This window comes from Hyphomonas sp., from assembly GCF_965284475.1.
GTDB lineage: Bacteria > Pseudomonadota > Alphaproteobacteria > Caulobacterales > Hyphomonadaceae > Hyphomonas.
Window position 1 is genome coordinate 3,168,811 of sequence record NZ_OZ260087.1, and the last position, 14,317, is coordinate 3,183,127.

Annotated in this window: 18 protein-coding genes; 9 read left to right on the forward strand and 9 right to left on the reverse strand. The window is 59.0% G+C overall.

Annotated features, from left to right (window positions below; genetic code table 11):
- Window positions 1-23 precede the first annotated feature (23 nt).
- From ACQ66M_RS15320 to ACQ66M_RS15350, 7 genes are all read left to right on the forward strand, one after another.
- Window positions 24-1,169, forward strand: coding sequence for a cysteine desulfurase family protein (locus tag ACQ66M_RS15320; protein ID WP_430404887.1), 1,146 nt, complete (start codon window positions 24-26; stop codon window positions 1,167-1,169).
- Entirely contained in the window at window positions 1,169-2,731 is a 1,563-nt protein-coding gene (sufB, locus tag ACQ66M_RS15325) for a Fe-S cluster assembly protein SufB (RefSeq protein WP_430404889.1), read from the forward strand. Before ACQ66M_RS15320 ends, sufB begins: the two co-directional genes overlap by 1 nt.
- A 99-nt stretch (window positions 2,732-2,830) precedes the next feature.
- Window positions 2,831-3,592, forward strand: a complete 762-nt coding sequence (sufC, locus tag ACQ66M_RS15330) for a Fe-S cluster assembly ATPase SufC (protein WP_430404891.1) — start codon at window positions 2,831-2,833, stop codon at window positions 3,590-3,592.
- Window positions 3,589-4,815 (forward strand): SufD family Fe-S cluster assembly protein, encoded by a 1,227-nt coding sequence (locus tag ACQ66M_RS15335; protein WP_430404893.1) that lies wholly within the window; start codon window positions 3,589-3,591, stop codon window positions 4,813-4,815. The genes sufC and ACQ66M_RS15335 overlap by 4 nt, the downstream gene beginning before the upstream one ends.
- On the forward strand, window positions 4,812-6,035 hold the full coding sequence (locus ACQ66M_RS15340; RefSeq protein WP_430404895.1) for an aminotransferase class V-fold PLP-dependent enzyme: 1,224 nt from the start codon (window positions 4,812-4,814) through the stop codon (window positions 6,033-6,035). The genes ACQ66M_RS15335 and ACQ66M_RS15340 overlap by 4 nt, the downstream gene beginning before the upstream one ends.
- A 10-nt stretch (window positions 6,036-6,045) precedes the next feature.
- Window positions 6,046-6,435 (forward strand): SUF system Fe-S cluster assembly protein, encoded by a 390-nt coding sequence (locus tag ACQ66M_RS15345; protein ID WP_350171935.1) that lies wholly within the window; start codon window positions 6,046-6,048, stop codon window positions 6,433-6,435.
- A 35-nt stretch (window positions 6,436-6,470) separates the two neighbouring features.
- Window positions 6,471-6,827, forward strand: a complete 357-nt coding sequence (locus ACQ66M_RS15350) for a HesB/IscA family protein (protein WP_350171937.1) — start codon at window positions 6,471-6,473, stop codon at window positions 6,825-6,827.
- 6 nt (window positions 6,828-6,833) lie between these two features.
- Here the strand turns inward: ACQ66M_RS15350 and ACQ66M_RS15355 are convergent, their stop codons facing one another.
- The 4 genes from ACQ66M_RS15355 to ACQ66M_RS15370 form a co-directional block, all read right to left on the reverse strand.
- Entirely contained in the window at window positions 6,834-7,442 is a 609-nt protein-coding gene (locus ACQ66M_RS15355; protein WP_430404897.1) for a hypothetical protein, read from the reverse strand.
- Window positions 7,443-7,541: 99 nt separating this feature from the next.
- On the reverse strand, window positions 7,542-8,075 hold the full coding sequence (locus ACQ66M_RS15360) for a hypothetical protein (protein ID WP_430404899.1): 534 nt from the start codon (window positions 8,073-8,075) through the stop codon (window positions 7,542-7,544).
- Between the two features lie 105 nt (window positions 8,076-8,180).
- The gene (locus tag ACQ66M_RS15365; protein WP_350171943.1) at window positions 8,181-8,987 is read right to left on the reverse strand and encodes a lysophospholipid acyltransferase family protein; all 807 of its coding nucleotides are present in this window, start codon (window positions 8,985-8,987) and stop codon (window positions 8,181-8,183) included.
- A gap of 38 nt (window positions 8,988-9,025) precedes the next feature.
- Window positions 9,026-9,634 carry a TetR/AcrR family transcriptional regulator gene (locus ACQ66M_RS15370; RefSeq protein ID WP_350171945.1) on the reverse strand — a complete coding sequence of 203 codons (609 nt, stop codon included), beginning with the start codon at window positions 9,632-9,634 and terminating at the stop codon, window positions 9,026-9,028.
- Window positions 9,635-9,921: 287 nt separating this feature from the next.
- Between ACQ66M_RS15370 and ACQ66M_RS15375 the strand changes: the two genes are divergently transcribed.
- The gene (locus ACQ66M_RS15375) at window positions 9,922-10,311 is read left to right on the forward strand and encodes a hypothetical protein (protein WP_430404901.1); all 390 of its coding nucleotides are present in this window, start codon (window positions 9,922-9,924) and stop codon (window positions 10,309-10,311) included.
- 10 nt (window positions 10,312-10,321) lie between these two features.
- Here the strand turns inward: ACQ66M_RS15375 and purS are convergent, their stop codons facing one another.
- Window positions 10,322-10,567 carry a phosphoribosylformylglycinamidine synthase subunit PurS gene (purS, locus tag ACQ66M_RS15380; RefSeq protein ID WP_350171949.1) on the reverse strand — a complete coding sequence of 82 codons (246 nt, stop codon included), beginning with the start codon at window positions 10,565-10,567 and terminating at the stop codon, window positions 10,322-10,324.
- Window positions 10,568-10,650: 83 nt separating this feature from the next.
- A complete protein-coding gene (purC, locus tag ACQ66M_RS15385) occupies window positions 10,651-11,424 on the reverse strand; it encodes a phosphoribosylaminoimidazolesuccinocarboxamide synthase (RefSeq protein ID WP_350171951.1) in 774 nt (257 codons plus the stop codon).
- A gap of 173 nt (window positions 11,425-11,597) precedes the next feature.
- On the opposite strand from purC, the gene ACQ66M_RS15390 reads away from it, so the two are divergent.
- The gene (locus ACQ66M_RS15390; RefSeq protein ID WP_350171952.1) at window positions 11,598-11,927 is read left to right on the forward strand and encodes a DUF1476 domain-containing protein; all 330 of its coding nucleotides are present in this window, start codon (window positions 11,598-11,600) and stop codon (window positions 11,925-11,927) included.
- On the opposite strand, the gene ACQ66M_RS15395 is transcribed toward ACQ66M_RS15390, so the two are convergent.
- The 3 genes from ACQ66M_RS15395 to ACQ66M_RS15405 form a co-directional block, all read right to left on the reverse strand.
- Window positions 11,924-12,427 (reverse strand): TlpA family protein disulfide reductase, encoded by a 504-nt coding sequence (locus tag ACQ66M_RS15395; RefSeq protein ID WP_350171954.1) that lies wholly within the window; start codon window positions 12,425-12,427, stop codon window positions 11,924-11,926. The genes ACQ66M_RS15390 and ACQ66M_RS15395 overlap by 4 nt on opposite strands.
- A gap of 51 nt (window positions 12,428-12,478) precedes the next feature.
- Window positions 12,479-13,384 carry a family 16 glycosylhydrolase gene (locus ACQ66M_RS15400; protein WP_430404903.1) on the reverse strand — a complete coding sequence of 302 codons (906 nt, stop codon included), beginning with the start codon at window positions 13,382-13,384 and terminating at the stop codon, window positions 12,479-12,481.
- Between the two features lie 246 nt (window positions 13,385-13,630).
- The gene (locus ACQ66M_RS15405; RefSeq protein ID WP_350171958.1) at window positions 13,631-14,257 is read right to left on the reverse strand and encodes a 5-formyltetrahydrofolate cyclo-ligase; all 627 of its coding nucleotides are present in this window, start codon (window positions 14,255-14,257) and stop codon (window positions 13,631-13,633) included.
- Between the last annotated feature and the right edge of the window lie 60 nt (window positions 14,258-14,317).

Consider the following 14,317-nt stretch of genomic DNA (forward strand, 5'->3'; position numbering starts at 1 on the left):
GTCTAGCGGCTATACCTGTCTCCATGATTTATGCTGACCATAATGCAACGGCTCCACTTCGCCCTGAAGCACGCGAAGCCATGCTGGCAGCCCTGGATATGGGGGCAACCAATCCATCATCCGTGCATGCCAGGGGCCGGGCGGCGCGCGCGGTCATTGAGGCGGCGCGGATGCAAGTGGGCGGTGCCATCGGCAGCCGCGCTGCGGACATCATCTTCACGAGCGGTGGGACGGAAGCGGATGCGCTCGCTGTGCAAGGGGCTGTTGATGCGCTGAATGGACGATGCACGCTGATCGTATCGGCAATTGAGCATGAGGCGATTGCCAAGTCGGCTGGACACTCGGGCGCTGTGGTGCAGACGGCCTATGTCACCGCAGACGGGACATTGGATCTTGACGATTTGCGGACCCGAATGACGAATTGGGACGTGGACGCGCTGGGAGCGCCGGTCCTGTGCATAATGCTGGCGAATAACGAGACTGGTATCATCCAGCCGGTTGCAGAGGCTGCAGCCATCATGCGTGACGCGGGTGGTTTGACGATTTGCGACGCCGTACAGGCGCTTGGCAAGATTCCGGTGAATGTCGCCTTGCTCGGCGTCGATTATCTGTCGGTGTCGGCGCACAAGGTGGGCGGGCCACAAGGTGTCGGCGCGCTATGGCACCGGGCTGGGGCGCCGCTCAAAGCGATTCTTCATGGTGGCGGGCAGGAACGGTCCCTGCGATCAGGCACGGAAAACGTGGCCGGGATTGCCGGGTTCGGTGCGGCGGTCGAGGCTGCGATTCGAGACTTGCCGAACTATGCCGCCCTGGCCCGGCATCGTGATGCCATGGAATCCCGCCTGAAAGCTGAAGGCGGTGTCATTGTGATCGGCGAAGGCAGCGAGCGCCTCGCTGGGACATCGAACTTTGCGCGGCCGGGTTTCAGGGCTGAAACTCAGGTCATGGCACTGGATCTGGCCGGCGTTTGCGTGTCTGCGGGGTCTGCCTGCTCTTCAGGCAAGGTCAAGCGATCTGTCGTGCTGATGGCCATGGGCGCATCTGACGCCCTTGCGGAATCAGCAATACGCACCAGCTTTGGATGGAACACCTTACCCGCTGACTTTGACAGCGTGGCAGATGCATGGCTGGAAGCAGCGCGACGTACGGTATTGAAGGAGAATGTGTGATGGACTGCTGCGGCGGGACCACAGAACACGACGAAGACTGCGGAGAGGTCAAGGTCAAGGACAGTATCGACGCCAGGACGGTTGAGGCTGCCAGGGCGCTTGAATCTGAAAATTATTCAGCTGGATTCGCAACCGATATCGAAACGGACTTTGCGCCCAAGGGCCTTTCGGAAGACACCATTCGCTATATTTCTGCAGCCAAGAATGAGCCTGAATGGCTTCTCGATTGGCGCTTGAAGGCCTATGAGCGCTGGTTGACCATGGAAGAGCCGAGCTGGGCGATGGTCCGCTATCCCAGGATCGACTACCAGGCCTACTACTATTACGCGGCGCCGAAGGCCGGAGCGAAATATGCCTCGATTGATGATGTGCCGAAGGAAATCCTCGAGACCTATGAAAAGCTGGGCATCCCGCTGCGGGAGGCTGAGGTGCTGCTGGGTGTCGAAGGGGCGGTCGAGACGGCTGCCGAGGCGCGCGAGAAGCCACGCGTGGCGGTCGATGCCGTGTTCGACTCAGTGTCGGTGGCGACCACGTTCCGCAAGGAGCTTCAGAAGGCTGGCGTGATTTTCATGTCGATTTCGGAGGCCGTGCACGAATATCCGGACCTGGTGAAGAAATATCTTGGTACCGTGGTGCCCCAGTCGGACAATTTCTTTGCGACGCTGAACAGCGCCGTGTTCTCGGACGGCACGTTTGTTTATGTGCCAAAGGGTGTGCGCTGCCCCATGGAGCTGTCGACCTATTTCCGGATGAATGCCGAGAATACGGGCCAGTTCGAGCGGACGCTGATCATTGCCGACGAGGCAGCCTATGTATCCTATCTGGAAGGCTGCACGGCGCCGATGCGCGATGAGAACCAGCTACACGCTGCGGTCGTAGAACTGGTCGCGCTGGATGATGCCGAGATCAAGTATTCGACGGTGCAGAACTGGTGGCCGGGCGACGAGGACGGCAAGGGCGGCATCTTCAATTTCGTCACCAAGCGCGGCGATTGCCGAGGTGACCGGTCGAAGATCTCCTGGACGCAGGTGGAGACGGGCTCGGCCGTGACATGGAAATATCCGTCCTGCATCCTGCGCGGCGATGACAGTGTCGGTGAATTCTATTCGATTGCCGTCACCAATGGCCGGCAGCAGGCTGACACGGGTACCAAGATGATCCATCTGGGCAAGCGCACAAAGAGCCGGATCATCTCCAAGGGTATCTCGGCGGGCAAGTCTGACAATACCTATCGCGGGCTCGTTTCCGTGAACCGGAAGGCCGTTAACGCGCGCAACTTCACCCAATGCGACTCGCTGCTGATTGGCGAGCGCTGCGGCGCTCACACGATCCCCTATGTCGAGAACCGCTGCGCCAGCGCGCAGCTGGAGCATGAGGCGACGACGACGAAACTGTCAGAAGACCAGCTGTTTTACGCCCGTCAGCGCGGGATTCCCGAGGAAGATGCAGTGGCCCTCCTGGTCAACGGCTTTGTCCGGGATGTGCTGCAGCACTTGCCGATGGAATTCGCGGTTGAGGCGCAGAGCCTGCTCAAAGTGAGCCTGGAAGGCAGTGTGGGCTGAGGTTATGCCGAGAATTCGCGCGAATGACGTGCGTTTCGTGTCTGGGTTTCTCTGTCGCGGGGGCTTTCCCTCGGGGGTCGGGCAGCTTACATGCGCCCTATGTTGAAGATTACAGACCTGAGCGCCACGGTTGGCGAAGCGGCGCAAGCCAAGACCATCCTGAATGGCCTGACACTGGATGTGCCTGCGGGCGAAATCCACGCGATCATGGGGCCGAACGGGGCTGGCAAGTCGACCCTGTCCTATGTGCTGACGGGCCGGAGCGGCTATGAGGTGACGGGCGGGAGCGCGACGCTCAACGGTGAAGACGTCCTGGACATGGATCCGGAGACCCGCGCGGCGAAAGGCATGTTCCTGTCATTCCAGTATCCGGTGGAGATTCCCGGTGTGCCGGTTATGACCTTCGTGCGCACGGCCATGAACGCCCAGCGCAAAGCCCGTGGCGAGGCCGAGATATCGGCGCCTGACTTTATCAAGAAGTCGCGTGAGGTGGCGGGGATGCTGAAACTTGATGCCGAGATGCTGAAGCGGCCTGTAAATGTCGGCTTTTCGGGCGGCGAGAAGAAGCGGCTCGAAATCTATCAGATGATGATGCTGGAACCCTGGTTCCTGATCCTCGATGAGACCGATAGCGGCCTCGACATCGACGCGCTGAAGACAGTGGCCGATGGCGTGAATGCGATGCGCGACCCTTCGCGCGGTATGCTTGTTATCACGCACTACCAACGCCTGCTCGACTATATCAAGCCGGACAAGGTGCACGTTCTTGCCAATGGGCGCATCATCAAGACGGGTGAGGCGGACCTCGCGCTGCGCCTCGAAAAAGAAGGCTATGACGGAGTGCTGGGAGAGGTGGCGTGACCATCGCCCTGCGCGACCTGATCAAGAATCCGACGACCGCCGAACTGGAGCTGGTCGCACGCTTTGGCATGCAGCCTGAAGATGCGCGGCGCGAGCGTGCATTCCAGGCTTTTGCCGGGACGGGCCTGCCGCACAGGCGGATGGAGGCCTGGAAGTGGAGCGACTTCAAGTCGGCGCTGAAGACGCTTGAAACACCCGGAACTGCGTCATCAACCGACCCGTTGCCGCATGAAGGCGCGCTCGTGTTCCGGTTCACGCCAACCGGTTTTGAGCGGCCCGCCACATTGCCCGACGGCATGCGCATGCTTGCCCAACCGGCTGCGCAAGCGGTGGGTGGTGCAGAGGACGTGCCCCTGGGTGCGCTCGCCGCCGCGCTGGCCGGTGGCGGATTGCGGCCGGCGACGCTGACTTTTGACATCACATCGCGTGATCTTCCCCGTCTTCATTTCGTGTTCGATGGCGCCGGCGAAGCAAGCTTTGTGCGGGTCGTTTTTATCATCCGCAACGGCGCGGCAATCAACCTGACCGAAAGCTATCTGGGCGGGGCAGGGTTCACGGCCGCATTAATGGAGTTCAGTCTCGAGGCTGACGCGCAGCTGAACCGGACGATTTATCAGCGCGGCGGCCGGGATGAGGCATTGGCCGTGACCAGCATGCTGAACCTGGAATCCGGGAGTGAAGTGACCCAGACGACATTGGCCTTTGGCGCAAAGGTCGCCCGACTGGAGACACGTGCCGTGCATCAGGGCGCCGGCGCCAAGCTGACGCTCAATGCTGCCTATCTGTCAGCGAAGGGGTTTCACGCGGACATAACGACGAATGTGCGCCACGGTGCACCCGCCTGTGTCACACGGCAACTGACCAAGGGCGCCGTTCTGGACGGCGGCAAGGGCGTGTTTCAGGGGAAGTTCTTCGTTCCGCGCAAAACGGGCCAGCAAACTGACGCAGACATGCAGCACCAGGCCCTGTTGCTGGAGGATGGGGCCGAAGTGTTCGCCAAGCCGGAGCTCGAGATTTACGCTGATGATGTCGAGTGTGCGCACGGCAATACATGTGGTGCGCTGGATGATGCGCAGCTGTTCTATCTGCGCCAGCGCGGCATTCCGGAATGGCAGGCGCGCGGCATGCTGACCGAGGCCTTTATCGCCGAGGCACTGAGCGCTGCCGATGAATCGGTCTGCGACGTGTTGCTCGCTGAAGCACAGGCTTGGCTGTCCTCATGACCCGTGCATTCGACGTTGCAGCTATCCGCAAGGAATTTCCGATCCTTTCGCGACAGGTGAATGGGAAGCCGCTGGTTTACCTCGATAATGCCGCGAGCGCGCAGAAGCCGGACACGGTGATCGATGCCATCGCGAACCAGTGCCGGACATCCTATGCAAACGTGCACCGGGGCATCCACACGCTCTCAAACGAGACGACTGAGGCTTATGAAGCCGGGCGCGAAGCAGCGCGTGATTTCCTGAATGCGCCGAGTGTGGCAAATATCATCTTCGCGAAGGGCGCAACCGAAGGGATCAATCTGGTTGCATCAGCGCTGGAAGGAACCATCCAGGCGGGCGACGAGATTGTGCTGTCGGTAATGGAGCATCATTCCAATATCGTTCCGTGGCACTTTCTTCGCGAGCGTCATGGCGCTGTGCTGCGCTGGGTTGGCCTGAATGATGATGGCTCTCTCGACATGGACGCCTTGCGTACGTCTATCGGGCCGAAGACGCGCATGGTTGCCCTCAGCCACATGAGTAACGTTTTGGGAACTGTGAACGACGTGGCCGACGTGGCCCGGCTGGCACACGCTGCGGGTGCGCGCGTGTTGGTCGACGGATGCCAGGCCGCTGTGCATCTGAGCGTGGATGTGCAGGCGCTTGGTTGCGACTGGTATGTCTTTTCGGGGCACAAACTTTACGGTCCGACAGGTATCGGTATCCTGTATGGTACGGCTGATGCCCTGGCCGAGGCGCGCCCCTATCAGGGTGGCGGCGAAATGATTGAGACGGTCAGCCTGGACCACGTTACCTATAATGAAGCCCCACACAAGTTTGAGGCCGGCACACCGCCGATTCTGGAGGCAATCGGGCTTGGCGCGGCGATTCGGTGGTTCCAGCAGTTTGACCCGTCCAATGTCCAGGCACACGAGCATAAACTGTATGAGCGTGCGCGGGAGGGCCTGCGAGGCATCAATGGCCTGACGATTCACGGAGAGGCGCCGGGCAAGGGATCTGTACTGGCGTTCAGCCTGCGGGGCGCTCATCCACACGACCTGGCGCAGATCCTGGACCGGTATGGTATAGCCATCCGGGCAGGACACCATTGCGCCCAGCCATTGATGACCCATTTAGGAGTCTCTGCGACGGCACGAGCAAGTTTTGGAATCTACAATACCGAAGCTGAAGTGGACATATTCATTGATGCGCTGGAAAAAGCGCGCGGAATGCTGATATAGGTGGTCAGACATGGCAGATGACATGACCTCTCGCGACTTGATCGACGTATCCGCCCCAGCGGACGCGGTGCCTTCAGCGATTCCGCAAGAAGAGCTGAACCGTATCACTGACGCACTGATTGCAGCGTTCAAGACGGTTTATGACCCGGAAATCCCCGTCGATATCTATGAACTGGGCCTGATCTACAAGGTTGATATCGACGACGACCGCAAAGTGGACGTGGATATGACGCTGACGGCGCCAGGCTGCCCTGTGGCGGGCGACATGCCTGGATGGATCGAGACGGCTGCACGAACCGTCGAAGGCGTGACCGATGTCGAGGTGCGCCTCACGTTTGATCCGCCATGGGATCCTTCGCGCATGTCAGACGAAGCGCGCCTGGCGCTCAACATGCTTTGATTGAATAACAGCCCTTCAGACCCTATCTGTTCAACATGGCCAGACGACCCCGCCCCAAACCCGTTACCCTGACTGACGACGCGGCAACGCGCGTGCAGGAAATAATGCAGGAACGCGGCGCTGGTTTTCTGCGCGTTGGCGTCAAGAATGGCGGCTGCGCCGGCATGGAATACGTCATGGATTATGCCATGGCGCCTGAGCCACTGGATGAAGTGGTCGAGGAAAGCGGCGTCACCATTCTGATTGACGCCAAGGCCGTCCTGTTCCTGCTGGGTAGCCAGATCGATTATGAGGTCACGCCGCTCCACGAGAAGTTTGTGTTCCGCAACCCGAACCAGACTGATGCCTGTGGGTGTGGTGAGAGTGTAACGATCGTGCCGGCAGAGGCCTGAGACGGGCTACTTCGCGTGCGCTGAATCCGATTGGGTAACCGCTGACCGGTCGAAGATGGATTGATCGAACGTCCCGCCATTGGTCATGGGGCAGATCTTGGCGAATCTGGTGAAGGTCTCGTCGGCGTCGGGTATTTCCAGATCATAAGTTTGATTCTGGACTTTCAGCCGGACCGGGTCGCCCCGCACCACGGCATTGAACAGTCGCTTGGGCACTGCGCGGTTGAACGGTGTTATCTTTGAGGAGTCCGGATGGTATTGGAATCGCTCGCTCTTGCGATCCTCGCCAATTGTCAGAATACCGCTCGTCGAGAGAAGGCGCAGGCGCGTCTTGGGGGCTTGTTCATACGTATTCTCCGGATCGAGCTTGATCCCTGCCTGTAGCGTGTGTTCGCCCTTGCTTGTCGCCTGACAGCCAAGCTGCAGAACAGGTCCGGCGCCGCCAGATGACGAAATGACCCTGATAAAGCTGAAAAAATTAGGCGCCTCACCAGCGTCTGAGCTATCGACGCTCCAAAGCTGGTCACGTTCCTGTACCCAGTGAAGCGCGCCGTCCGTGCTGTGTTCATCGGTAAAGCCTGAGCTTACGAGGAAAAACAAAAGGGCGACAGTCACGCAACTGACCCTGGCAAGGTGATGCATGATTGTCTGCCTCCCGATACGCGCCAGAATAGAAAATGAGCACGTATCGGGAGACAAGGTCAACCCATGACATCAAGAGTCGGCGGCCCCCTGTGACGCCTTGTTTGCCTGGCGGCTTTTCTCACATGTGCGGGCGAAAGCCTTGAAGGCATCATTCGGTTCGGGGAGCACAGTGGTTATGTCTCCAATCCGGCTGACCGAGATTTTCACGGGCTCGCCGGTCACCGCTGCATTGAAAACCTTGGCGGCCACGCTGTGCGAGCGCGCTTCAATGACATCGATCGCCGAGATGAAACGCACAGTGGTTTCAACAGCGTCGGCGTCGCCGACCATCAGGCTGGCTTTTTCCGCGCGTGAATAGGGTGCGTTCCTGGCGAGTTGTTCCGGAAGGGATGCGGGCTTTACGGTGATCATTGCGGACAGCAGGCCATTTTGTCCGCAGGTCAGGAGTGCGGATGGCTGGTCGGTGGCATCCGAGTAAATCGCCCGCGGCGAGGCCTTATCTTGTCCTTCCCAGGCTTTCCAATCATTGGCGAAGGCAGGCAGTGCGGCCGTGGCCGCCAGAGTGATAGCAAAGGCGCTGATGCGCGCAAACGATCGTTTCATCTTCATTTTGGTCATCCCGATTTGGCCCCCGGGACGTCCTGAGCCCTTATTGAATATCAATAAATATACCGTGCGTAAAGACTTGATCCTGGCAAGTGCCCGAATTCAGGCCTTCGAGAAGGCGGCCGGATCATCTGAAGCCGGTTTGGACACTGTTCCATTCTCAGGATCGGGGATCAGTGTGGCATGGACAGGTTGTCCACCACGCGCTTCGGCAACGAGAGCGGCTGTGCGGGTCTCCACGACGTCCGTCAGGCGGGCCATGAACTCGTCCTTTGGCAGGCCGGGCGGAATGGGTTCGAGAAACGCGATGATGGCCCGGCCCGGTGTTTTCCGGGTTTGCTGCTGTTTCCAGAAGAGCCCGATATTGGTCGCGACTGGCACGACGGGCACGCCCATCGCTTCGGCCATATGCCAGACGCCGGGCTTGTATCGAAAATGGTAGTCGACAGGGGCCAGATGGCCTTCGGGGTAGATCAGCACCCGGCGGCCCTCCTTACGTGCTGTCTCCATGCCTTCGCGCAAGGATTCCGCCTTACGGTCGCCGCCACCGCACGTGTCGATCACGATGGCACCAAGCTTGCGCAGTATGCCGCCGACCAGGGGGAACTTCTCGAGATGATCGCCCGTCACGAAGGCAAGGTTCTTTATTTCCGGGTAGATCATGTAGCCATCGCCCCAGCTCTGGTGCTTTGCGGCGATGACAAAGGCGCCATCGGGTAGATTTTCGCGGCCGCGGACTTCCTTGCTAATCCCGCCTATGAATCTCAGGTTCAGGTTCATCGCGCGTGTGTAGCTGCGGATGATGAAGCTGACCGGCCCGCGTCCAGGCAAGGCCAGGAAGGGGAGAGAGACCAGTACGTAGACAATAGACAGCAGGTAATAGGTTACCGTGAAGAGGATGCCACGCATGGGTGTGACCTTTCTAGATGTCGGGAACAGGTGTCGGTTCAGCCGGAATGGAGCACGGCGATGATCGCCTTGGTAAAGGCATCGGTATGCTGTGAAAGGGGGCCGGGCAGGCGATTGTAGATCTTGTTCTGGCCGGCCTGCATGATCACGCCCAGCGCCATGGCGGCCTTAACAGCCGGGTCACCTTTCGGAATGATGCCGTCCTGCATCAGGCCTGCGATAATGCGTTCCGTGATTGAGACAGGGTCGTCCTCACGCCGCTTGTCATAGGGCAGGTAGCGGTTCAGCGAGACCAGGTGGAAGGAAAACAGGAGGAAGTCTTCATCGGCGAGTTGGCAATAGGCGCTCACAGCTGCGCCAACCTTGGCGTCGAGTGATCCCTCAACGGCAAGCGCCTCCACCATCATCTTGCCGAGCCGGTTATGGGTTTCCATGAAGAGCGCCAGCGCCAGTTCGTCCTTGCCCTTGTAGTGGCGATAAAGGGCACCCTCTGAGACGCCGGCTTGTTCGGCGATCTCACGCGTTGTGGCGGCGTCAACGCCTTCATGGATGAACAGTTTCAGGGCGGCGCGCTCAATCTTCGGCCGCGCATTGCGTGCACGAGGCTTCTTGGCAGTTTCGCGGGCAGGGATTGCAGATTTGGCCATTTGGAGTCTTCCTTGCGTCATTGGCTATCTAACATGGGGCGATATAGTATGCAAGTGAATAATCGCTCACAACTTTGCATCGGCCTTTGATATTTGACAATGCTGGAAGTTGGAGGATTCCGTCCTCCCGGAAAAGGAAGGGAAAAAACATGTATCGAGCCCTCATCTTGAGCGTGGTGTCCGGACTTTGCGGATGCGCAACAGCGCAAACGCCACCCGATCAGACGCCACGAACTTGCGCAAGCGAGGCTCACCGTGCATTCGACTTCTGGCTTGGCACGTGGGAGGTGACAGACAGTTCTGGCAATGTCGCAGGTCATAATGTCATTACGGCCGAGGAGGATGGATGCCTTCTTGTGGAGCGCTGGACATCGGCTTCAGGCGGAACTGGCCAAAGCTATAATTTCCTCGACCCTTCGACTGGAAAGTGGCGACAGCTCTGGGTCAGCAAAGCGGGTGTAATCGACTATTCTGGCGGTCTGACGGAAACGGAGTCGATGAAGCTTGAGGGTGAAATAACCTATCAGTCCAGCGGACAGACGACGCCCTTCACTGGCGAATGGACGCTCAATGATGATGGAACCGTGACGCAGCATTTCGAACAATACAATGCCGAGACGAATTCATGGGATGAATGGTTTACCGGAATCTACGTCCGGAAGGGGGCGACCGAATAGGGCAGGTGGCTCAGGCTGTGAACTCGACCCGGTAGCTTTCGATGACGGTATTGGCGAGCAGCTTCTCGCACATTTCCTTCACGCGCGCTTCGGCCGCTTCCGATGTCAGGCCATCATCGATATCGAGTTCGATGACCTTGCCGATGCGGGCAGCTTCGACTTCCTTGTAGCCCATCCTGGCAAGCGTATCGGCAACCGCCTTGCCCTGGGGATCAAGGACGCCTGATTTGAGTGCGACGTGGACAATGGCTTTCATCGGGCTGGGCTCCGTGTTTCTGAGTCGGGCCCGCTTTAGCCCAGGTTGGTCGCCAATGGAACGTGTCGTGACGCACGATGCACTTACTTGCCGCCGGTAAAGCTCACGACGTTGTCTGTTTCACCGGATTCCTTGATAATGCCGAGACGGCGAGCGACTTCGGCATAGGCTTCCGTGACGCCACCGAGATCGCGGCGGAAGCGGTCCTTGTCGAGTTTTTCGCCGGTTTCAAAGTCCCACAAGCGACAGCTATCAGGGCTGATTTCGTCGGCCAGCAGAATTCGCGGCATATCGGTGTCGCCTTCGAAATACCGGCCGAACTCGAGTTTGAAGTCGACCAGGCGAATACCGACAGCGGCAAACAGGCCGGACATGAAATCATTGACGCGCAGCGCAAGCGAGATGAGGTCGTCATATTCCTGTGGGCCAGCCCAGCCGAATGCCGCAATGTGTTCTTCCGTCACGAGTGGGTCACCCAGCGCGTCATCCTTGAAGTAGAACTCGACCATAGGGCGCGGCAGGACCTGGCCTTCTTCAATACCAAGGCGCTTGGAAAGCGTTCCGGCTGCAATATTGCGAACCACGACCTCAAGGGGAATGATCTCGACTTTCTTGATCAGCTGTTCGCGCATGTTGAGGCGGCGGATGAAGTGAGTCGGGATTCCGACAGCCCCGAGACGGGTCATCATGAACTCGCTGATGCGGTTGTTCAGCACACCCTTGCCGTCGAGAACGGCTTTCTTCTGGGCATTGAAGGCCGTTGCATCATCCTTGAAATACTGGATCAGCGTGCCCGGTTCGGGACCTTCATAGAGGATCTTGGCCTTACCCTCATATACGACGCGCTTTTTCGACATGCGACGAGCCCTTTCATGGGTGATAGCGGGTAAAAGGCGGGTCGGAATCGCCAGCGTCCCCATATGCTCGCGACTGTTACGCCAAGTCGCACCGATAAACAATTATTGCGCACACCTGTTCTGACACCCTATATGGCAGAAAATCCTGAGTTTCTTGCTGAAAGGCCCCTCCCATGAGCACATTTGACGATCGTGAACGCGCACAAGAGGCCAAGTACGCCCTTGACCAGGAGACGCAGTTCAAAGTGCAGAACCGCCGTAACAAGCTTCTTGGCCTTTGGGCTGCAGACCTTATGGGCATGACAGGTGACGATGCCCAGGCCTATGCCAAGACGGTTGTCCTGTCGGATCTCGAGGAAGTTGGCGAAGAAGACGTTTTCCGGAAAATCCGGGCCGACTTCGATACAGCTGGTATTGATCGCACCGATGCCCGTATTCGTGAGCAGATGGCCCAGCTCATGCCGGTCGCACGTGAGCAGATACTTAAAGACATCCAGAGCTAGTTGGCTTGTGACCTCACCCCGGCATTCATGGGCGCCGGGCAGTCAGTGCCATTCGGCCGTCTGTGTCCCGGCCTCACTTTTCTTGCCAGAACCAGGCTCTCCTGAAGGCGGTCTTCGATCTCGCGTCGGCTCAATACACGCGTGACGCATGTCAGGGGTTCGCCATTGTCTGCAGCGATGATCACCACGATGCCTGCATGACCGCCATACCAGTCCCAGAGATAGGCAGCGCCGTGTGACGCTGCCACGGCCTGCAGCCGAGCAGCGAGCGCCTTGCGCCCTTCTGTGCTGGAACGGTCAAGGTCAGTCATATCCAGCTCGACGAGAGCGACACCCTGATCTCTGAATCGCTCAACCGCGTCCTGCACGCGCGGATCCAGAACCCGGCACGGTGGGCACCAGCTGGCCGAAAAGTTCACGACTTTGACTGCGGGTTCGGCGGCGGCGCCAATACCCAGTATGGCAAGTGCCAGGAGTGTTGAGAGCGGTTTGAATGCCATCGGCCAAGACTAGCTCGCATGGGTGCGAGCTGGCCAGTCACTTTGCCCGTGTCAGTAAGACGGCTGGATGGAAAGCTGCGCTGTTTGCGCAGCGGCCTTGTGGTGGCGCCGGGGCAGGAACAAGTCGCTGCAGGCGCGCGATTCTTCTCCGATTGGTGAGAATGAAACGCACGAGTAGTGAGCTGAGGCGCCGGATTCAAAGGTCGGCTTGCCATGCCAGCCTGCCATGCCCGGTTTACCGGTCCATGCATTGAAGACGATGCTTCCCGGCGTTTTCGGGACGAAGGCGTCGCCCTCAACGGTCTTGTAATAGGGCTCTCCATCAACGAACCAAGTAATGCCATCGGCCGTCCATTCGAACGCGTAGAGGTGATCTTCGTCTGCTGCATCGAATGGCAGGTCAAATGTCGCTGCAGCGCCTCTGCGTCCATTCCGGTAGTAATTGAAATGGACGCGTGTTGTGTCGAGGCCAAGGAACTCGATGTCGATTTCGTCATGTGCGGTGCCGTCATGGGCGCCCGTGTAGGTGAAAAAGGAGGAGACCAGCCCGGAGCCTTTGGCAGGGCGCATGACAACTTCGTATCGACCGTAGCCATAGGTCTTTCGCGTCTTCATTTCACCGCCTGTGTAGGGCCCGGAGCGCGAGACGTGTCGGCGGACCGACAAATTCGTACCTTCGGCGGACTGACCGATATTGTCGTGCGCCCAGTCACCGCCATAGTGGCCAGTCGGGTTTGAATAGTCGGACCGGTAGAAAAAAGCGTCGTTCAACGCGTCACCAAGCAGGGTGATGAAGCCCGGCGCTGAAGGAAGCTTGGCGCGCGCCCTCGATGGGGGAGGAAGAGTGATGACACGGGAGGCGACAGGAGCGGTCACGGGGGGGGCAGGGGCGTCGAGAACAGGGTCGGGCGCCACCACTGCGACCTCGGTTTCGGCCTGCTCGGCAGGCGCGGGCATTTCGCTTGCGGCGATGATTGTTTCGATTGATCGCGGCGTGTCGATACGGCTTATGGTAAAGATGCCAAAACTGCACACTGCGACGAGGCAGGAGAGAACGAATGCATCATTGCCTGCAGTGTTGCGCCGAGTGCTCGGTATTTTATCAGTATTTTGCAATATTCTGCCGCTCTCAAGGGGTTAATCAAACCTTATGACAGCAAGAATTGCGCCAAGGCTTATGACTAACAAGCCCTGTCGCGCATGTCAGGAAGAGCCTGGAGCATCTGGCGTGTTCGTGTTGAGCGCCTTCATATTACGCATCATGAAGAGCGGTACAGACCCTATTGGCGTGACAGCCCAGTCCAGCGGTTGGTCATGGTCAAGTGCAGGAACGGAGTCGATTTGCTGGGCATGGTAGGCAAGGGCGCAGGCGAAGGTGCGACCTGCCTCACGTAGGCGGGCGATGGCGCGGTCGTAATGGCCTTTGCCATATCCAAGTCGGTTGCCCATGGCGTCGAAGGCGAGAAGCGGCGTCAGGATCAGCGTGGGTGCGGTCTCAGGGGCATCAAGTCCCGGCTCGGAAAGGCCGAACGGTCGACGTTCCAGCGGTTCACCAAGCGACCACATCCGCCAGGTCATGCGGCCGTCATCCTCGACACGGGGCAGGCACAGTTCAGCGCCTGCGCGGCTCAGGCGCTGCATAAGCGGGGTCGGGTCGATCTCCTCATTGATCGGCACATATCCAGCAACAACAGGGCCATAGCGCTCCAGCAGTTTCATGGGAAAGAGTTCCGCCAGCTTTTCTGCCGCATCGGGATCGCGTGCAGCCGCTTCGGCCCGCAGGGTGCGCATGCGATGGCGGAGCTGTGTCTTGTCGGGAGCCTGGGACATGGAGAGAGCCTTAACGCGCGATCTGATCGGCGTCACGTCCCAATGATAGCGCACAAGAAC